Origin of the sequence: Jiangella muralis (assembly GCF_001270745.1) — a bacterium.
In the GTDB taxonomy this organism is placed as follows: Bacteria; Actinomycetota; Actinomycetes; order Jiangellales; family Jiangellaceae; genus Jiangella; species Jiangella muralis.
In genome coordinates this window covers 212,266-227,575 of sequence record NZ_LFXL01000025.1, presented here as the reverse complement: position 1 = coordinate 227,575, position 15,310 = coordinate 212,266, and the positions used below count along the sequence as shown (strand labels likewise).

The 15,310-nt window shown below is 71.6% G+C and carries 13 protein-coding genes; 8 read left to right on the top strand and 5 right to left on the bottom strand.

The window, feature by feature from the left end; all coding sequences use genetic code 11:
* Positions 1-29 precede the first annotated feature (29 nt).
* From ACW62_RS21285 to ACW62_RS21270, 4 genes are all read left to right on the top strand, one after another.
* The gene (locus tag ACW62_RS21285) at positions 30-1,610 is read left to right on the top strand and encodes an ABC transporter substrate-binding protein (protein ID WP_053206119.1); all 1,581 of its coding nucleotides are present in this window, start codon (positions 30-32) and stop codon (positions 1,608-1,610) included.
* On the top strand, positions 1,607-2,722 hold the full coding sequence (locus ACW62_RS21280) for a phosphotriesterase family protein (RefSeq protein WP_053206118.1): 1,116 nt from the start codon (positions 1,607-1,609) through the stop codon (positions 2,720-2,722). The genes ACW62_RS21285 and ACW62_RS21280 overlap by 4 nt, the downstream gene beginning before the upstream one ends.
* A 41-nt stretch (positions 2,723-2,763) precedes the next feature.
* Positions 2,764-3,606: a hypothetical protein gene (locus tag ACW62_RS21275; RefSeq protein WP_157574892.1), complete on the top strand. Its 843-nt coding sequence runs from the start codon at positions 2,764-2,766 to the stop codon at positions 3,604-3,606.
* A 78-nt stretch (positions 3,607-3,684) separates the two neighbouring features.
* Entirely contained in the window at positions 3,685-4,497 is an 813-nt protein-coding gene (locus ACW62_RS21270) for an SDR family NAD(P)-dependent oxidoreductase (RefSeq protein WP_053206154.1), read from the top strand.
* A 65-nt stretch (positions 4,498-4,562) separates the two neighbouring features.
* Here ACW62_RS21270 and ACW62_RS21265 read toward each other — a convergent pair whose 3' ends face one another.
* Positions 4,563-7,421 carry a DEAD/DEAH box helicase family protein gene (locus tag ACW62_RS21265; RefSeq protein WP_083460001.1) on the bottom strand — a complete coding sequence of 953 codons (2,859 nt, stop codon included), beginning with the start codon at positions 7,419-7,421 and terminating at the stop codon, positions 4,563-4,565.
* Positions 7,422-7,682: 261 nt separating this feature from the next.
* Between ACW62_RS21265 and ACW62_RS21260 the strand changes: the two genes are divergently transcribed.
* Genes ACW62_RS21260 through ACW62_RS21250 form a run of 3 tightly spaced genes read left to right on the top strand, consistent with a single transcriptional unit; the run spans position 7,683 to position 10,172 of the window.
* Positions 7,683-7,955, top strand: coding sequence for a hypothetical protein (locus tag ACW62_RS21260; protein WP_157574891.1), 273 nt, complete (start codon positions 7,683-7,685; stop codon positions 7,953-7,955).
* Positions 7,956-7,965: 10 nt separating this feature from the next.
* On the top strand, positions 7,966-9,462 hold the full coding sequence (locus ACW62_RS21255) for a sodium:solute symporter family protein (protein ID WP_053206115.1): 1,497 nt from the start codon (positions 7,966-7,968) through the stop codon (positions 9,460-9,462).
* Positions 9,459-10,172 (top strand): SDR family NAD(P)-dependent oxidoreductase, encoded by a 714-nt coding sequence (locus tag ACW62_RS21250; RefSeq protein WP_053206114.1) that lies wholly within the window; start codon positions 9,459-9,461, stop codon positions 10,170-10,172. Before ACW62_RS21255 ends, ACW62_RS21250 begins: the two co-directional genes overlap by 4 nt.
* Before the next feature lie 13 nt (positions 10,173-10,185).
* On the opposite strand, the gene ACW62_RS21245 is transcribed toward ACW62_RS21250, so the two are convergent.
* Positions 10,186-11,271, bottom strand: a complete 1,086-nt coding sequence (locus ACW62_RS21245) for a PLP-dependent cysteine synthase family protein (RefSeq protein ID WP_053206113.1) — start codon at positions 11,269-11,271, stop codon at positions 10,186-10,188.
* Positions 11,272-11,355: 84 nt separating this feature from the next.
* Between ACW62_RS21245 and ACW62_RS21240 the strand changes: the two genes are divergently transcribed.
* Positions 11,356-12,294, top strand: a complete 939-nt coding sequence (locus tag ACW62_RS21240) for a LysR family transcriptional regulator (protein ID WP_053206112.1) — start codon at positions 11,356-11,358, stop codon at positions 12,292-12,294.
* Between the two features lies 1 nt (position 12,295).
* On the opposite strand, the gene ACW62_RS21235 is transcribed toward ACW62_RS21240, so the two are convergent.
* Genes ACW62_RS21235 through ACW62_RS21225 form a run of 3 tightly spaced genes read right to left on the bottom strand, consistent with a single transcriptional unit; the run spans position 12,296 to position 15,257 of the window.
* The gene (locus tag ACW62_RS21235; protein ID WP_053206111.1) at positions 12,296-12,715 is read right to left on the bottom strand and encodes a PaaI family thioesterase; all 420 of its coding nucleotides are present in this window, start codon (positions 12,713-12,715) and stop codon (positions 12,296-12,298) included.
* Positions 12,712-14,253 carry a class I adenylate-forming enzyme family protein gene (locus ACW62_RS21230; protein ID WP_053206110.1) on the bottom strand — a complete coding sequence of 514 codons (1,542 nt, stop codon included), beginning with the start codon at positions 14,251-14,253 and terminating at the stop codon, positions 12,712-12,714. The genes ACW62_RS21235 and ACW62_RS21230 overlap by 4 nt, the downstream gene beginning before the upstream one ends.
* On the bottom strand, positions 14,250-15,257 hold the full coding sequence (locus ACW62_RS21225; RefSeq protein WP_053206109.1) for a zinc-binding dehydrogenase: 1,008 nt from the start codon (positions 15,255-15,257) through the stop codon (positions 14,250-14,252). Before ACW62_RS21225 ends, ACW62_RS21230 begins: the two co-directional genes overlap by 4 nt.
* Positions 15,258-15,310 lie beyond the last annotated feature (53 nt).

The following is a 15,310-nucleotide window of genomic DNA, read 5'->3' as shown; positions in this document are numbered from 1 at the left end:
GCTCCACCACCCAGCAGGAAGGCAGAACCATGGAGTCGACCCTCATGCCCCACCCGTCGCGGCGCACCGTCGTCGTCGGCATCGCCGGGACCGGCCTCGTCCTCGGGTGTGGTGCTCTGTTCTCCGCTTGCGGCGGTGCCGAGAACTCCACCTCCAACGGCACCGGCAAGCCCACTGCCGGCGGAACGTTGCGGGTCGGAGCCTCGTCCGACCCGGACTCGCTCGACCCGCACAAGTCATCGCTCGACGTCTCGCAGGAGATCTACTGCGGCATCTTCAGCCGTCTGGTCGATGTCTCCTCCACCGGCGAGATCTCTCCGTCGCTGGCCACCGAGTGGGAACAGCCCGACGACCTGACGTACGTGTTCACGTTGCGTCCAGACGTCACGTTCCACGACGGCGCGCCCTTCGAGGCTCGAGAGGTCGTCTACACCTTCGACCGTATCCGCGACCCGGACTTCGGTTCCATCTCCGCGGCGTTCTTCACCGCGCTCGACACCGTCGAGGCGACCGGCCAGTACGAGGTCACCTTCAACCTGAGCCGCCCCTCAGCGGCGTTCCTCACCAACCTGGCGGTGTACGGCCACGTGGTCAGCCAGAAGACCATCGAGGAGGGTGACCCGGTGCGGAAGCCGGTGGGAACCGGACCGTTCGCACTGGCTTCCTGGACCCAGGGTCGTGGTGTCGAGCTGTCGAAGGCGTCGACGTACTTCGAAACCGACCGACCCCTGCTCGACGCGGTGTCCGTCTCCTATCTGGAGAACACCGAAGGCCGGGTGCTGGCGCTGCGGTCGGACGAGCTCGACTGGGTCGATGCCATCCCCAAGCAGAGCATCGAGCAGGTCAAGAACGACAAGACACTGCGCTACATCTCCGGCACCGAGGGAACGCCGCAGTTCCTCATCTTCAATTCCGGGGCCGCGCCGTTCGACAACCTCGCCCTGCGGCAAGCGGTCTGCTGGGCGATCGACCGCGAGGAGATCGCGAAGATCGCCCACCTCGGGACCGCCGAGCCCGGCAGGTCCGAGTTCGGGTCGAAGTCGCGCTGGTACCCCGAGGACGACCCCTATGCCTCCGCCCCTGACGAGGACATGGTCCGGAGCAAGCTCGCGGAGGCCGGCTACCCCGACGGCGGCGTCACCATCAACTTCCTCGCGTGGACGTCCAGTCCGGATGCCGTGGCGACCGCTCAGGTGATCGCCGAACAGCTCAGGCCCTACAACATCGAGCTCGAGATCGAGCAGATCGAGATCTCCTCCTGGCTGGAGCGGGTCAATGCTCGCGAGTACGAGCTGACCCTGCGCATCTACGGGGGGCTGACCGATCCGGACCAGTTCTGGTCCCGCAACTGGACCACGACGTCGGCCTCGAACTGGAGTGGCTACGGATCCGAGGAGTTCGACCAGCTCATCATCGAGGCCGGCTCCGTGGACGACGAGGACACCCGCAGGCAGAAGTACGACGCCTTGCGGGCGAAGGCCCTCGGTGACGGCGCGACCCTCTTCACCGCCTTCGTGCCCAAGGCCTTCGCCGCGCGCGCCGACGTGGCCGGCTCGGAGGTGAACCCCGGTGGCGACCCGCGGTTCCGCAACGTCGGTCGCACCGCATGAGCGAGCACGACGCGGGGCGCGAGCGCCCGTCCGTCCAGACCGTCCTGGGACCCGTTCCCGTGGCGGATCTCGGCACCACGCTGACGCATGAGCACGTCCTGGTGGATGCTACGAAGTTCTTCGTCCCGGACCCGGACCCGCTGATCGCGTTGGAGCTCGAGCGGGGCATGGTCGCCGAGAACCTCGGCCATCTGAAGAGGTCGCTCGTCAATTGCATGGACGACCTGTTCATGGACGACGACGCGGTCGCGGCGCACGAGCTGCTGCGATTCAAGCATCGCGGCGGACGGACCGTGATGGACGTGACGTGCCACGGGATCCGGCAGCGCAACCATGCTCGCCGGGTCGCTGAGATCGCCAAGGCGACACGCCTCAACATCATCCTGGGCACCGGCGCCTACACCCAGCTGCACCATCCCCGATGGATCGGCGAGAGCAACGAGGACGAGCTCGCGGCAGTGTTCATCCGCGAGCTGGTCGACGGCGTGAGCGACGCGATGCCATGGAATCCCGGCAGCACCGAGACCACCGCGAGCGCCGGCCCTCGGTGCGGGTTCATCGGTGAGATCGGGATCGGGACCCCCATGCTCGACAGCGAACGCAAGGTCCTGGCGGCCTCCCTGACGGCGCACCACGCAACCGGCGCCCCGTTGGTGATCCACCAGACCGACCACGACGGCGCCACCCGGTTCGAGGTACTGAACCTCTTGGAGTCCGGCAGCGTCGACCCCCGGTCGGTCGTCATCGGCCACGTCGGACACCTGGAGGAGTTCGACGTGCTCAAGAAGATCCTCGAGCGCGGCGTGTACGTGGCGCTGGACACCTTCGGACTTGCCGGCAACTGGCTCCTCCGGGAGCTGCCCTCGGAGCTGGAGTACGCCCGGCGGGTCCGCGACATCCTCGACGCGGGGTTCGCCGACCAACTGCTCCTGTCCCACGACGTGGGCCACAAGCGTCTCCTGCGCACCTATGGCGGCACCGGGTTCGACCACCTCTCCGTCGACCTCCCGCCCCTCCTCGAAGCGCTGGGAGTGGATCCGGACGTCCTGGACCACCTGATGCGGGTCAACCCGGCGCGTCTGTTCGCCCACGCCTCGGCGCCCGCCCGCTAGCCCCTGCCCCCACACCCGTACAAGTCTTGGACGTGATCACCATGGCCAGCAACCACACAGTCGACCGCATCACCAGTGCACTCGAACTCGCCGATTCCGCACAGTGGGAGCGAGCCTTCGCCCAGCTGAACCTGGCTCGTGCGGCCGCAGACGACACGCTCGGTGGCGTCGCGGTCGACCTGGCGCGCGCCCAGGTCATGAACGAGCAGGACTGGACGATGTGCCTGCACGACCCCGGTCGCAAGCACGACCTCCTCGAGGCCGTCGACCGGGCGTTGACCACAGAGCCTGATGACCGGCTCCGGGCCCACTACCTGTACGAGCGCGGCATGGCCCTGCACATCGACTTCTGCATGGGCACCCCCGACCAGTCCGCCGAGCTGGCGGCGTTCGAGGAGTCCGCCGAGAGGTACCACGTCCTCGGCGACCAAGAAGGTGAGGCCAGCGCGCTCGCCTTCATCGGCATCTTCCACCACGTCGACAGGCTCGACCCCGACACCGCCTGGCCCATCCTCATGCATGCCTACGAGATCTCGCCCCAGGGCGTCGGCAGCGTCGGCCGGTACGAGGCCGCGCGTCACCTCGGCCAGATCCTCCACGAGGCCGGCAAGGCCGAAGAGGGACTGACGTGGTTGCTCGACGCACTGGAGGTCCGCGCCCAGTCCGGCTGTGCGCGGGGTCTGGCTCCCGCACTTCACGCCGTAGGCGCGGCCCGCATGGGGATGGGGGATCTCGAAGGTGCGGGCCGCGACCTCGAGCGGGCCCGTGCGATAGCCGTCCGCTACGGCTCGCGGTACTTCCTCGCCTTCATCGAGCGGACCCAGGCCGACCTTCGCTTCCGGCAGGTGCTCGGCCCCCACCGCCGCGGCACCTACAAGCCCTGACCCGTGCCCAGATCGACGCCGACTCCGACCGCTGGCGCCGCCGCGACCTCGGCCACCGCCCCGGACTGCCGTGACCCGATTGTCGGCCGGATCGCCGTGGTCACCGGCGCCGGCAACGGGCTCGGCCGAGCCATCAGCATCGCACTGGACGCCGCCGGCGCCACCGTCGTCCTGGCCGGGCGGGACGTCGGCAACCTCGAGACGACGGCGTCGCTGCTGGCCGGCGAGTCGTTCGTGGCGCCGGTGGACGTCGCGGATCCTGGTTCCGTCACCGCCATGCACGATCGGGTGTCGTCGTGGGTGGCCGCCCGGGCTCGTCGCCCGGGGGAGCCCAGCGCCGAGGACGGGTCGACGTCGTCAGCGGTGACCATCCTGGTGAACAACGCCGGGGTCGCCGGCCCGGTGGCTGCCTTGACCGACGTCACCCCGGCGGAGTGGGACGACGTGTTCGCGGTCAACGTCCGTGGCACCTACTTGATGTGCCAGGCATTCATCCCCGCCATGGCGGAAGGACGCACCGGGGACATCGTCAACCTGGCGTCGGTCTCCGGGAAGCGCCCGCTCGTGGGCCGCACTCCGTACACCGCTTCGAAGATGGCCGTGATCGGACTGACCACCACCCTGGCACACGAGGTGGGACCGCTGGGGATCAAGGTGAACACCCTGTCGCCCGGTCCCGTCGAAGGGCCTCGGATGCAGCGGAACTTCACCCGCGAGGCCGTACGCACAGGGCTGCCGGAAGAGGAGGTGCGTCGCGAGTTCGTCCTGCGCGCCGCCATGCAGCGCATGGTCACCGAGCAGGAGGTGGCCGAGGCGGTGCTGTCCATCGTGCGCCTGGGCGGTCTCACCGGGGCGGACATCGACCTGTCCGCGGGCATGGTGGCTCGATGAGACCGATAGCTGATGCCGGCTCAGACCGGGCCACCCTGGGCCGTCTTGGGCCGTTACGCCGGCGGTCACCGCCACGCCACGCGCAGCGCCGTCGTCGCCGCGAACGGATCGTGCCCGCGGTGGGTGAGGAGGATCCCCTCGCCCTCGGGGGTGGCGGTGCGCACGGGGTCACCGCCGCTCACCCAGCGGTTCCAGGCCGCGGCGAAGGCGCGCACCCGGCGCACGTTGGCGCCTAGGACCGTCGGCACCGCGTGGTAGACGACCGTGTTCGGCGGCGCGTCGCCCGCGAGCCAGTCGCGGCCGGCCCGGCGCAGCGCCTCGGGACGGTCCGGGATCGTCTCGACGAGGTAGCGCGGCACCACGTACCGGGGTGAGACCAGCGGTGCGAGCAGCTCGTCGAGCGCGGCGACGAACAGGGCGGACGTCTCGGCGCTCGTCCCGGTGAGGACGAGGCGGTACGTGCCGTCGCGCTCGACGTCGGTGGTCACCGCGGCGGCGCCGGCCTCGGACAGCCCCGCCTCGTGCAGGGCGTCGGCGACGGCGCAGGCGAAGGCGAGCGGGTCCGGCCCGGTCGCCAGTTCGGCGAGGTCCCGCCCGGCACGCAGCTGGGCGGCACGGACGCGGCGCACGCGCACCCCGCCGGCGGCCGCGCCGAGCGTCAGCGTCACGGCGGCCGGCCACCACAGCGCCGCCACCGCCAGCACGGCCGTCAGTAGTGCTGTCAGCGCGGCCGCGGCCCGCCAGCGGTTCGACCGTCCGTACAGCTGAGCCGGTGGCTGACCGTCCCGGCCGGCGCCGTGTGAAGCCGGGACCAGGGCGGGCGGCCGGTGGCCGGGTCCCGGGCCGGGCCCGGGTCGCGCCGACTCGCCGGGCCGCGGCGTCACCCGGATGGTGTGCATCAGCTCGTCGCGGTACGGCGTGCCGACCTGCCACAACGCCCGCACCCGCTCCCGGTCCTCGGCCCGGGCGAGCATCAGGGCGTTCTCGGCGGCGAACTCGGCGACCGGCGGCGGCGCGTACGGCGAGAGCCGGGGGTCGACGTGGCCGACGCCGGCGGCGATCTCGCCGGAGTCGGTGACGGCGAAGTAGCCGTCGTGCTTGCGGACGAACCGGTCCCAGCCGCTCGTGCCGCCGGGATGCTCCTCGGAGACGCACACGATGGTCCAGGTGTGCGCCACCTTCTCGGGCCAGTCCGGGTCGACGCGCAGCGCCCGGCCGCGGGTCTGCACCACCGCGGTCGGGGTGGTGGCGGTCGTCAGGTCGACGAGCGTGTTGACGCCCCTGGCGTCCCAGCCCTCGCCGAGCAGTGCCCGCGTGCCGACCAGCGCACGCGTCGCGCCGGTCTCGTAGAAGCGGGTGACCAGCGGCACCCAGTGCCGGGACCGCCAGCGGCCGGTGACGTCGACCGTCCCCGTGGCGCGCTCCGGGACGTCGTCCAGGTCGAGGCCGGGTGCGTGCTCGCGGACGAACGTCACCAGCTCGCGTGCCGTGACCGCGTCTGCGGCCACGGCACGCCCCGTGACCAGCACCGGGCGCAGCGTGGCGGTGCGTGGGTCGGACACCAGGCGGGCGAGCACGAGCCGCGCCGATCCCGCCTCGGCGTCGAGGACGCCGCGCAGCCGGGCCGGCAGGGTGGCCGCGGCCCGCTCGTGGTCGCACAGCACCAGGGCGCGCAGCCGGTCGCCGAGGTTCGCCGTCTCGGCGGCCAGGATCTCCACCGTGGCGTCGGTGGTCGCCTCGCTCCGGGCCAGTACCCGGTCGACGGGGGAGCGGCCGCGGCGGATGCCGCGCTTGGTGAGCTGGTACCCGATTCCCGGCAGGGCGCCCCTGATCGCGTCGACGGCGGCTCGGTCGCGTGGGTCGTCCGAGGTCAGCAGGCCCGCCGACACCCAGTCGTGCAGCAGCGTCACCCAGTCCTGCGCGGTCGGGTCGTGCCGGTGCTCCTCGCGTGCGACAGCGCCGTCGGGGAGGGCGAGCAGCCCGGCGTGGTGGAAGCGGAGCGCGGCCGCCGCCAGCTCCGGCGCGTCGCCCTCGAGCCGGGACCACGCGAGCGGCGGCGCCGGGCCGGTGCCGGCCCGCCGCGTCACGAATCGCTCGTCCAGCCAGCTCAGCAGGCCGACACTGGCGAAGTCCGGTGCGAGCAGGTCGTTCTGGAGCTCCGCGAACCGCTCGGCCTCCGCGGCCAGCCACTGCGACTCCGTCGGCGACGGCGACGTGAACCAGGCCAGTTCGGCGAACGGCGCGAGATGCCCCTCCCGCACGACCGACGGGATCGACGTGCTGAAGAGTGGCGACCCGAACAGCCGGTCGACCAGCTCTGCCTGGCCGGCGGTCAGGGTGCTCGGCGGCGTCCCCGTCAGCCCGATGACGTGCGCCTCGGGCAGGTCGTCGAGCAGTTCGGCCAGCAGCCGGCCCCACACCTCGAGCAGGTGGTGACACTCGTCGAGGACGAGGGTGATCGGCCCGGCAGTCTCGAGCGCCTCGACCAGCGCGCGGCCGTTCTCGTGCAGCCGGCCGCGCAGGCCGCCCGTCCGCCCGTGCCCCTCCTCGTCGACCTCCGCGTCCGGGTCGAAGCTGGCCAGCGCCTGATACGTCAGCGCCGTCACGGGCCGGTCCAGGCTGCGGTCCGTTCCCGCCGGGAGGTGTGCCGGGGTGAACTCGCGCCAGGCCGCGATCCACTGTCCCTGGATGGCCGTGTTCGGCCCGAACACCACCATCGGCTGCCCGAGGCGGCGGGCCGCCTCCAGCCCGACGAGGGTCTTGCCGGCGCCGGGCGGCAACACCACCCACGCCCGCCGCCGCCCCGCCGCGAACGCCTCGCCCAGCGCGTCGAGGGCGAGGCGCTGGTGCCGCCGGAACGGCCGCCGATACCCGATGTCCCCCCACGCCGCCTCGACGCGCCGCGCCAGGTTGTCCTCGGGCATCGGCTCATCATGCCCGAGGACACGAAGTGGCCGGCCGCCGCCGTCGTCGAAACGGGTCGCTGCCCATGCAGAACGTGCGTTCGACTCGACGATACGAGCACACGCCATCTACCGGCCCCCGCACGCGGACATAAGCGCTGCCTATGGGACAGTTAAACATCATGTGGATTGCCTTGGCCGCAGACCCGTGCGACCGTGGCCGGACACGCCGGCCCCGCCGACATGACCAGCAGGTTCGCCCGCGCGGAAGGAACATGCACTGTGAGTGAGGATCGCCAGCCGGCTGGCCCCGGCACCCGACGCCGCCGTGTCATCGCGGTGGTCATCGGCCTCGTCCTGGCCGCACTGATGGTCGCGCCGTGGCCGCAGGGCGAGTACGAACCGATGGTCCTCGGGGTGATCCCGGCGTCGCTGTTCTTCTGGATCCTGTGGACCGCGGCCTTCGTCGGCTACGTGGCCTGGATCGCGTATCGCTGGGACCCGTACGCCGAGATCGTCAGGCGCAACTCCCCGTCGTCCGACGACGAGAGCTGAGAGGCAGGACATGTCCGTCACCGCCATGTGGATCGCTCTGTGCTGCTTCGCCGCCGTCATGGTCTACCTCGGCTACTTGGGCCATCGCGGCACGAGCAGCACGATGGAGGACTTCGTCCTCGGCAGCCGCAAGCTCGGGAAGGTCCCGGCCTTCTTCACCGTGACCGCCACCCTGTTCAGCGCCTTCTCCTACTTCGGGATCACCGGCCAGTACTACACCGACGGCATCGGGCCGTGGATCCAGGTCGTCAGCACCGCCGTCGTCGGCCCGATCCTGTACTTCGCGGGAACCCGGATCTGGCTGGTGGCCCGCCGCTACGGCTTCGTCAACGTCACCGAGTACCTGTCCGACCGGTTCCAGGCGCGGTCCGTCGGGCTGGTCGCCGGGGTGATCATGATCGTCGCGCTGGTGCCGTACATGGGCGCGCAGTTCCGCGGCAGCGGCCTGACCCTCGAGGCCGTCACCGGCGGCGGGATCCCGTACTGGGCCGGTGCGGTCTTCCTCGCCGTGGTGGTCACGCTGTACGTGATGTCCGGCGGGTTCCGCAGCGTGGTGTGGACCGACGTGCTGCAGGGTGCGCTGATGTACGTCCTGCTCGGCGTGGCCATGCTGATCCTCGTCTACAGCGCCACCGGCGGGTTCTCCGACCTGATGGACGCCGTCGAGGACCAGTCGGCCGAACTGCTGTCCGTCCCCGGCCCCAACGGGGTCTTCGGCCTGCCGTACCTGATCTCGGTGATGGTCATCTTCGCCGCGGCGCACTTCACCATGCCGCAGCTGCAGCAGCGGTGGATGGCGGCCCGCAACCACAGCACGCTGAAGTTCATGGCGCTGTCGCTGCCGATCGGCACCGCGATCATCTACATCTTCGCCTTCTTCATCGCCATGGTCGGCGTCGTCACCCTTCCCGGCTTCGACGCGCCGGAGGCCATCTACCCGACGATGATCATCGACGTGCTGCCCGAGTGGCTGACGCTCATCGCCATCCTGGCCATCATCGCCGCCACCGGGAGCACGGCGAACTCGATCGTGCTCACCATGAGCTCCATGGTGGCCAAGGAGTACGTCGCTCCGGTCGTGCACCGGCGCAGCGGCGGCGATTCCGACCGGTTCCTCACCCTGACGACGCGGGTCATGCTGCCGCTGCTGGTCGCCGGCGGGCTGCTGGTGGCGTTCTACGGGCCGAGCACGATCCTGTCGATCATCCTCGGCATCACCTGGCCGGCGGTCTTCCTCATCTTCCCGACGTTGATGGCCGGCCTCTACTGGCGCCGTGCCACCGCGGCCGCGGCGGTGGCGTCGATGGTGATCTCCGAGATCCTGTTCCTCTGCCTGTACCAGGGCTGGATCTCGCTCGACCTGGGCGGCTGGAACCCGGCACTGCCGGCCGGCGTCGTGGGCGTGCTGATCCTCGTGGGCGGCAGCCTGGTCACGACCCCGCCCTCGCGGGACCATCTCGACCGCCACTTCGCCATGTTCGAGGACGCCGACCCGGTGCGCGCATGACCGGGCCCGACCCGGTGGCGGTCGTCACCGGCGGAACCGCCGGCATCGGCCTCGCGGTGTGCCAGCGGCTGGAGGCGGACGGCTATCGCGTCGTGCCGATCGGACGCACCAGCGCCCGGTACGGCGCGGACGTCAGCGATCCGGCCGCCGTCGACGCCGTCGCCGCGCGCGTGCTCGCCGACACTGGACGGGTCGACGCGCTGGTCACGTGTGCCGGGATCGTCGGCCGGAGCGAGCTCGCCACGGCGACGACCGACGACCTGGTCCGCCAGGTCGAGGTCAACCTCCTCGGCACGATGTACTCGTGCCGGGCCTTCGCGCCGGCCCTCGCCGGCAGCGGCGGCTCGATCGTCACCGTGAGCTCGTCCATAGCCTCGAGCCCGCAGGCCGGCGTGAGCGCCTACGCCGCGGCCAAGGGCGGCGTCGAGACGTTCACCCGCGCGCTGGCCCTCGAGCTCGCCCCGAACGGGGTCCGGGTCAACGTGGTGCGGCCCTCGCTGGTCGAGAGCCGGATCTGGATCGAGAGCGGCATGGACCCCGCCGACTATCACGCACTGCTGGAGCGGCGCGCCGCCGAGTACCCGCTGGGTCGGGTGGGCCGGCCGGAGGACGTCGCCGCCGCGGTGGCCTTCCTCGTGTCGGCCGAGGCGGCCTGGATCACCGGCGTCGTCCTTCCCGTCGACGGCGGCAGCGGTCTGGTCGGGCGCTAGCGAGCCAGCGGACTCACACGTGCTCGAGCACCGGTGTGCCGGAGAGGAAGTCCTCGATCGCGGTCAGGTACGGCTCCGGGTCGATGCCCTGCGCTGCCCGCCAGGCGTCGTCGTGGAACGTGTCCGCATACCGGTCGCCGCGGTCGCAGATCAGCGTCACGACGCTGCCCGTCGTCCCCGCGCGCACGAGCTCGGACACGACCTGGAACGACCCCCAGAGGTTGGTTCCGGTCGACGGGCCGGCCACGCTGCCGGTGGCGCGACGCAGGTGCAGCATGGCCGCGACGGAGGCGGCGTCGGGCACCGGCAGCATCCGGTCGACGACGCCGGGCACGAACGACGGCTCCACCCGGGGGCGGCCGATGCCCTCGATCCGCGAGCCGCCCGTGGTGACCGCCGGGTCGCCCGTGCGCCAGGCCTCGTGGTACGCCGAACCCTCCGGATCGACGGCGAGGATGCCAGTGGACAGCCGATGGCGCCGGACGTAGCGCCCGAGCGTGGCGCTGGTCCCGCCGGTGCCCACGCCGACGACGATCCACCGCGGCACCGGATGGCGCTCCAGCCGCATCTGGCCCATGATCGACTGCGCCAGTCCTGGGGTGTCGCCGGCGTCGTTGGCCGCCGCGGCGTGGGTGAACTGGTCGAGGTAGTGGCCGCCGAGCTCGTCGGCCAGCCGCGCCGCCTCGGCATACACCGCCGCGGCATCGTCGACGAGGTGACAGCGCCCGCCGTAGCTCTCGATCAGGGCCAGCTTCGCCGGACTGGTGCGGCGCGGCACGACGGCGACGAACGGCAGGTCGAGCAGCTGCGCGAAGTACGCCTCGGAGACGGCCGTGGAGCCGCTGGACGCCTCGACGACCGTCGTGCCCTCCCGGATCCAGCCGTTGATCAGCCCGTAGAGCATCAGCGAGCGGGCCAGCCGGTGCTTCAGCGAGCCGGTCGGGTACACCGACTCGTCCTTGAGGTACAGGTCGACCCCCCACTGCGGCGGCAACGGGAACCGCAGCAGGTGAGTGTCGCCGGTGCGGTTGTGGTCCGCCTCCAGCACGGCCAGGGCTTCGTTCAACCAGTGACGGTCGGGCAGGTGGGGCGCAAACATGATGCCACCCTGACACCGAGGCGATCTCAAAGGAAGACACATATTTGTTAGCGTTTGCATTGAAACTGCTTATGGGAGGCTCGCATGATCGAGATCCGTCACCTCCAGCTGCTGCAGAAGGTCGCCACGACGGGTTCGCTCTCCGCCGCGGCGCGCGAACTCGGGTTCTCCCAACCCGCGGCGAGCCAGCAGATGCGGGCGCTCGAACGGGCGGTGCGCACGCCGATCCTGTTGCGCAATCCCGGCAAGACCAGGCTGACCGAGGCGGGAGAGGTCCTGCTGCAGCACGCCGAGGCCATCCTGGCGCGGCTGGCGCTGGCGACCAAGGAGGTCTCCGCGATCACCGATCTCGAGACCGGTACCGTCCGGATCGCCTCCTTCCCCAGTAGCAGCGCCACCATCCTGCCGCGGGCGCTGGGCATGGTCGGGCGTGATCATCCGGGCGTCCATTTCACCCTGGTGGAGGCCGAGCCGCCGGAATCGCTGGATCTGCTGCGCCAGGGATCGTGCGACATCGTGATCGGCTACACGTATCGCCGTCCGCCCGAGGCCGAGCCGGCGGAGTTGCTGCGGGTGCCGCTCTGCGACGACCCGCTGCACCTGGCCCTCCCGCAGGGGCACCGGCTGGCCGGCGACAAGCGGCCGATCGCGTTCGGCCGGCTGCGCGGGGAGCGCTGGATCGCCGGCTGCCCCCGCTGTCGCCGGCAACTGATGGACACCTGCCAGGACGCCGGTTTCGAGCCGGACATCGGGTTCTCCACCGACGACTACGTGGCCGTGCACAGCCTGGTCTCCGAGGGCTTCGGGGTGGCCCTGTTGTCCAGCCTGATGCTGTCCTCGATCCGGCTCGGCCGGCTGGAACTGCGCCCCGTCGCTCCCGCACCCGTCCGCGCGATCAGCGCCTACACGACGCCGGCCCTGGCGACCGTGCCCGCCGTCCGGAAGACGTTGGAGGCGCTGGCCGCCGTCAGCCGTCAGCTCCGCGCCGAGGACGCTCTCGACCCGGCGACGGTCCAGGCGTGAGTCACGGCGCCGCGGTGCTGTACAACCCACGGGCGACGGCGAGCTGCCGGCCGTCGCCGTTCGTCACGGCGACGTCGGCGACGCCGAGCGTGCGGCCCCTGCGGACGACCGTGCCGGTGGCCCGCAGGTAGTCGTCGGGCTTGGCCGGGCGGAGGTAGTCCACCCGCAGGTCGATGGTGGGCAGGCCGTAGCCGAGCTCGGTGACCAGGGCGAAGTCACCGGCGATGTCGGCGAGCGTGGCGAGCAGGCCGCCGTGCACGTACGTCCCGTCGGTGTTGCCGCCGAAGTCGGGCCGGCAGGCCATGCCGATCACCACGCCGCCGGGCCGGGCCTCGAGCAGTTCCAGCCCGAGCCACTGGTGGTAGGCGGGTCCGGTCAGCAGGGACTCGACCAGCTCGCGGTCGACCTCGCCACTCGTCACGTCGTCTCCATTCGGTTCATGCGCTCCGTGGCCCACTCGACGAGCGAGCCGCGATCGATCTTGCCGGTGCCGCCCAGCGGGAGTTCGCCGACGAACCAGACCCGGCGCGGGTGCGCGTGCGGCGCGCCCTGGGCCAGCGCGTACTCCCTGACCTGGTCCTCGGTGAGTCCGTCGGCCTTCACGAACGCGACGGGCACCTGGCCCTTCCGCGGGTGCGGAACCGGGACGACGGCGGCCTGCCGAACCCCCGGCATGGTCAGCAACAGCTTCTCGACCTCGATCGGGTAGACGTTCTCCCCGCCGACGTTCATCATGTCGTCGGCCCGGCCGAGGACCCGGTACCAGCCGTCGTCGGCGATGGCGAGGTCGCCCGTGCGCAGCCAGCCGTCGGGGCTGATCCGCGCCGCCGTCGTGGCGGGCAGGCGGTGGTAGCCGCTGGTCACGCCGGGGTTGCGGACCCACATCTCGCCCACGGTCCCGGCGGGCACCTCCGGAACGCCGGACACGCCGTCCACCGGCATCTCGTCGACGTCGAGGAGGCGGACCTCGCACCCGGGTAGCGGCCGCCCCGCGTAGCCGTAGCGGGGTTCGCCGCCGCGCGGGTTCATCAGCACCTGCGGGCCGCCCTCGGTCAGCCCGTACGCCTCGATGACCCGGACGCCGAGCCCGTCGGCGAAGCGCCGGCCGAGCTCGTCGGACAGCGGCGCGGAGCCGCAGATCACGAAGCGCAGCGTCGACAGGTCGTGCTTCTCCTGCTCGCCGCTGTCGAGCAGGAGCTCGTACGTCGCCGGCACACCGGTCGTGTACGTGCAGCCATGACGTTCGACCTCGGCCGGGATGGCGGCCGGGCGGGGCGACTCGCCGATGACGACCGTGCCGCCGACCAGCAGCAGCGGCTTGACCACGCAGATCATCGCGTTCTTGTGGTAGATCGGCGCGGTGATGAGGCCGCGGTCGTCGTCGTTCAGTTCCCACACCTCGGCGACGGTCGACGCGTTCCAGTACTGCCCGCCGTGCGTCAGCAGGCACCCCTTCGGAGCGCCGGTGGAGCCCGACGTGTACGGCTGCAGGCAGACGTCGCCGGGGGAGACGGGGTGGGCGGCGAGGTCCGGCGATTCCGTGCCGGCCCAGTCGTCGTCGGCGACGAGGACCGGTGGGCCGGACGGCCCGGCCAGTTCCGCGGCATGGCCGGCCAGCTCGGGATGGGTGACGAGCGCCGCGGGGGCCGCGTCGGCCAGCACCTGCCGCAGCGAGGCCGGGCCGGCCCGGGTGTTGAGCGGCACGGCGACGGCACCGATCCGGATCGCGGCCAGCAGCACCTCGATGAACCGGTGATCGTTGGGGAACAGCAGGGCGACCCGGTGCCCGGGCTCGACGCCGGCGCGACGCAGCACCGCACCGGCCTGCCGGACCGACCGGTCCAGCTCGGCGTAGCTGATGGCCCGGTCGCCCTGGCGGATGGCGATGCGGTCCGGCTGCCCGGCCGCCCGGCGCAGCAGCCGGACGGCCAGGTTGGCATCGACGTCGGGCGGGGTCACGGCGTGATGACGACCTTGCCGAAGACCAGCCGCTCCTCGATGAGCCGCTCGGCCTCGCGGATGTCGTCCAGCGGGAGCACCCGGTCGATGACCGGCTTCAGCCGCCCGTCCTGGACCATGGCCAGCAGCTCGACGAGGTCCTCGCGCCGCCAGCCGTTGCTACCGCGGATGTCCAGTTCGCGCACCCACACGTAGGGCTGGTACTGGGTGACCTCGTAGCCGCTGGTGGCGCCGCAGGTGACGACCCGGCCGCCTGGCTTGGTGGCGCGGATCGACTGCTGCCAGGTGGCGGCGCCGGTGTTGTCGACCATCAGGTCGACACCCTGCTTGCCGGTGGCCTTCCAGAGCTGCGCGCCCCAGTCGTCGGCGCTGCTGTCGATGACGATGTCGGCGCCGAGCTCGGCCAGCCGCTTCAGCTTGTCCGGCGAGCCGGCACACGCGATGACCGTCGCGCCGACCGCCTTGGCGATCATCACGGCGCCGGTGCCGAGGCCGCCGGCCGCGCCGAGGATCGCGACCGTCTCCCCGGCCTGCAAGCCGCCCCGGGTGACCAGCTGCCGGCGGGCCGTGCCGTAGGCGATCGGCAGGGCGGCGGCCTGCTCGTAGGCGACGTCGCCGGGCAGCGGGATGCAGTTCTCGGCCGGAACCGCCGCGTACTCGGCCAGGCCGCCCTGCATGTCCTCACCGAGCGCCTTCCCGTCGATCAACGGGTCGACGAGGACGCGCTGCCCGATCTCGAGTCCGGACACCTCGGCGCCGAGCCCGGCGACCTCGCCGGCGATGTCGCCGCCGGAGATGTGCGGCAGCGGCAGGTGGGTGCCGGCGACGCCCTTGCGAACGAACACGTCGAGGTGGTTGAGCGAACACGCACGCACCCGGATTAGGACGTCCCGTGGCCCGGCCACCGGGCGCGGGTGGCTCTGGACGACGCGGCCCTCGGGACCGCCGCGTTCGACGACGACGGCAGCGCGCATGTCCTGCCCGCTGGTGGGGTGGCTGACCACTGGAGGACCTCCGGCTCGTGAGACGTTGCCCTTCACTCTGGCCAGCACGCCAG

Excerpts from the sequence above, each read along its gene's own strand:
- ACW62_RS21250 (WP_053206114.1), top strand. The coding sequence starts at position 9,459 with ATGACCGGGCCCGACCCGGTGGCGGTCGTCACCGGCGGAACCGCCGGC.
- ACW62_RS21245 (WP_053206113.1), bottom strand. The coding sequence starts at position 11,271 with ATGTTTGCGCCCCACCTGCCCGACCGTCACTGGTTGAACGAAGCCCTG.
- ACW62_RS21285 (WP_053206119.1), top strand. The coding sequence starts at position 30 with ATGGAGTCGACCCTCATGCCCCACCCGTCGCGGCGCACCGTCGTCGTC.
- ACW62_RS21265 (WP_083460001.1), bottom strand. The coding sequence starts at position 7,421 with ATGCCCGAGGACAACCTGGCGCGGCGCGTCGAGGCGGCGTGGGGGGAC.
- ACW62_RS21280 (WP_053206118.1), top strand. The coding sequence starts at position 1,607 with ATGAGCGAGCACGACGCGGGGCGCGAGCGCCCGTCCGTCCAGACCGTC.
- ACW62_RS21275 (WP_157574892.1), top strand. The coding sequence starts at position 2,764 with ATGGCCAGCAACCACACAGTCGACCGCATCACCAGTGCACTCGAACTC.
- ACW62_RS21240 (WP_053206112.1), top strand. The coding sequence starts at position 11,356 with ATGATCGAGATCCGTCACCTCCAGCTGCTGCAGAAGGTCGCCACGACG.
- ACW62_RS21255 (WP_053206115.1), top strand. The coding sequence starts at position 7,966 with ATGTCCGTCACCGCCATGTGGATCGCTCTGTGCTGCTTCGCCGCCGTC.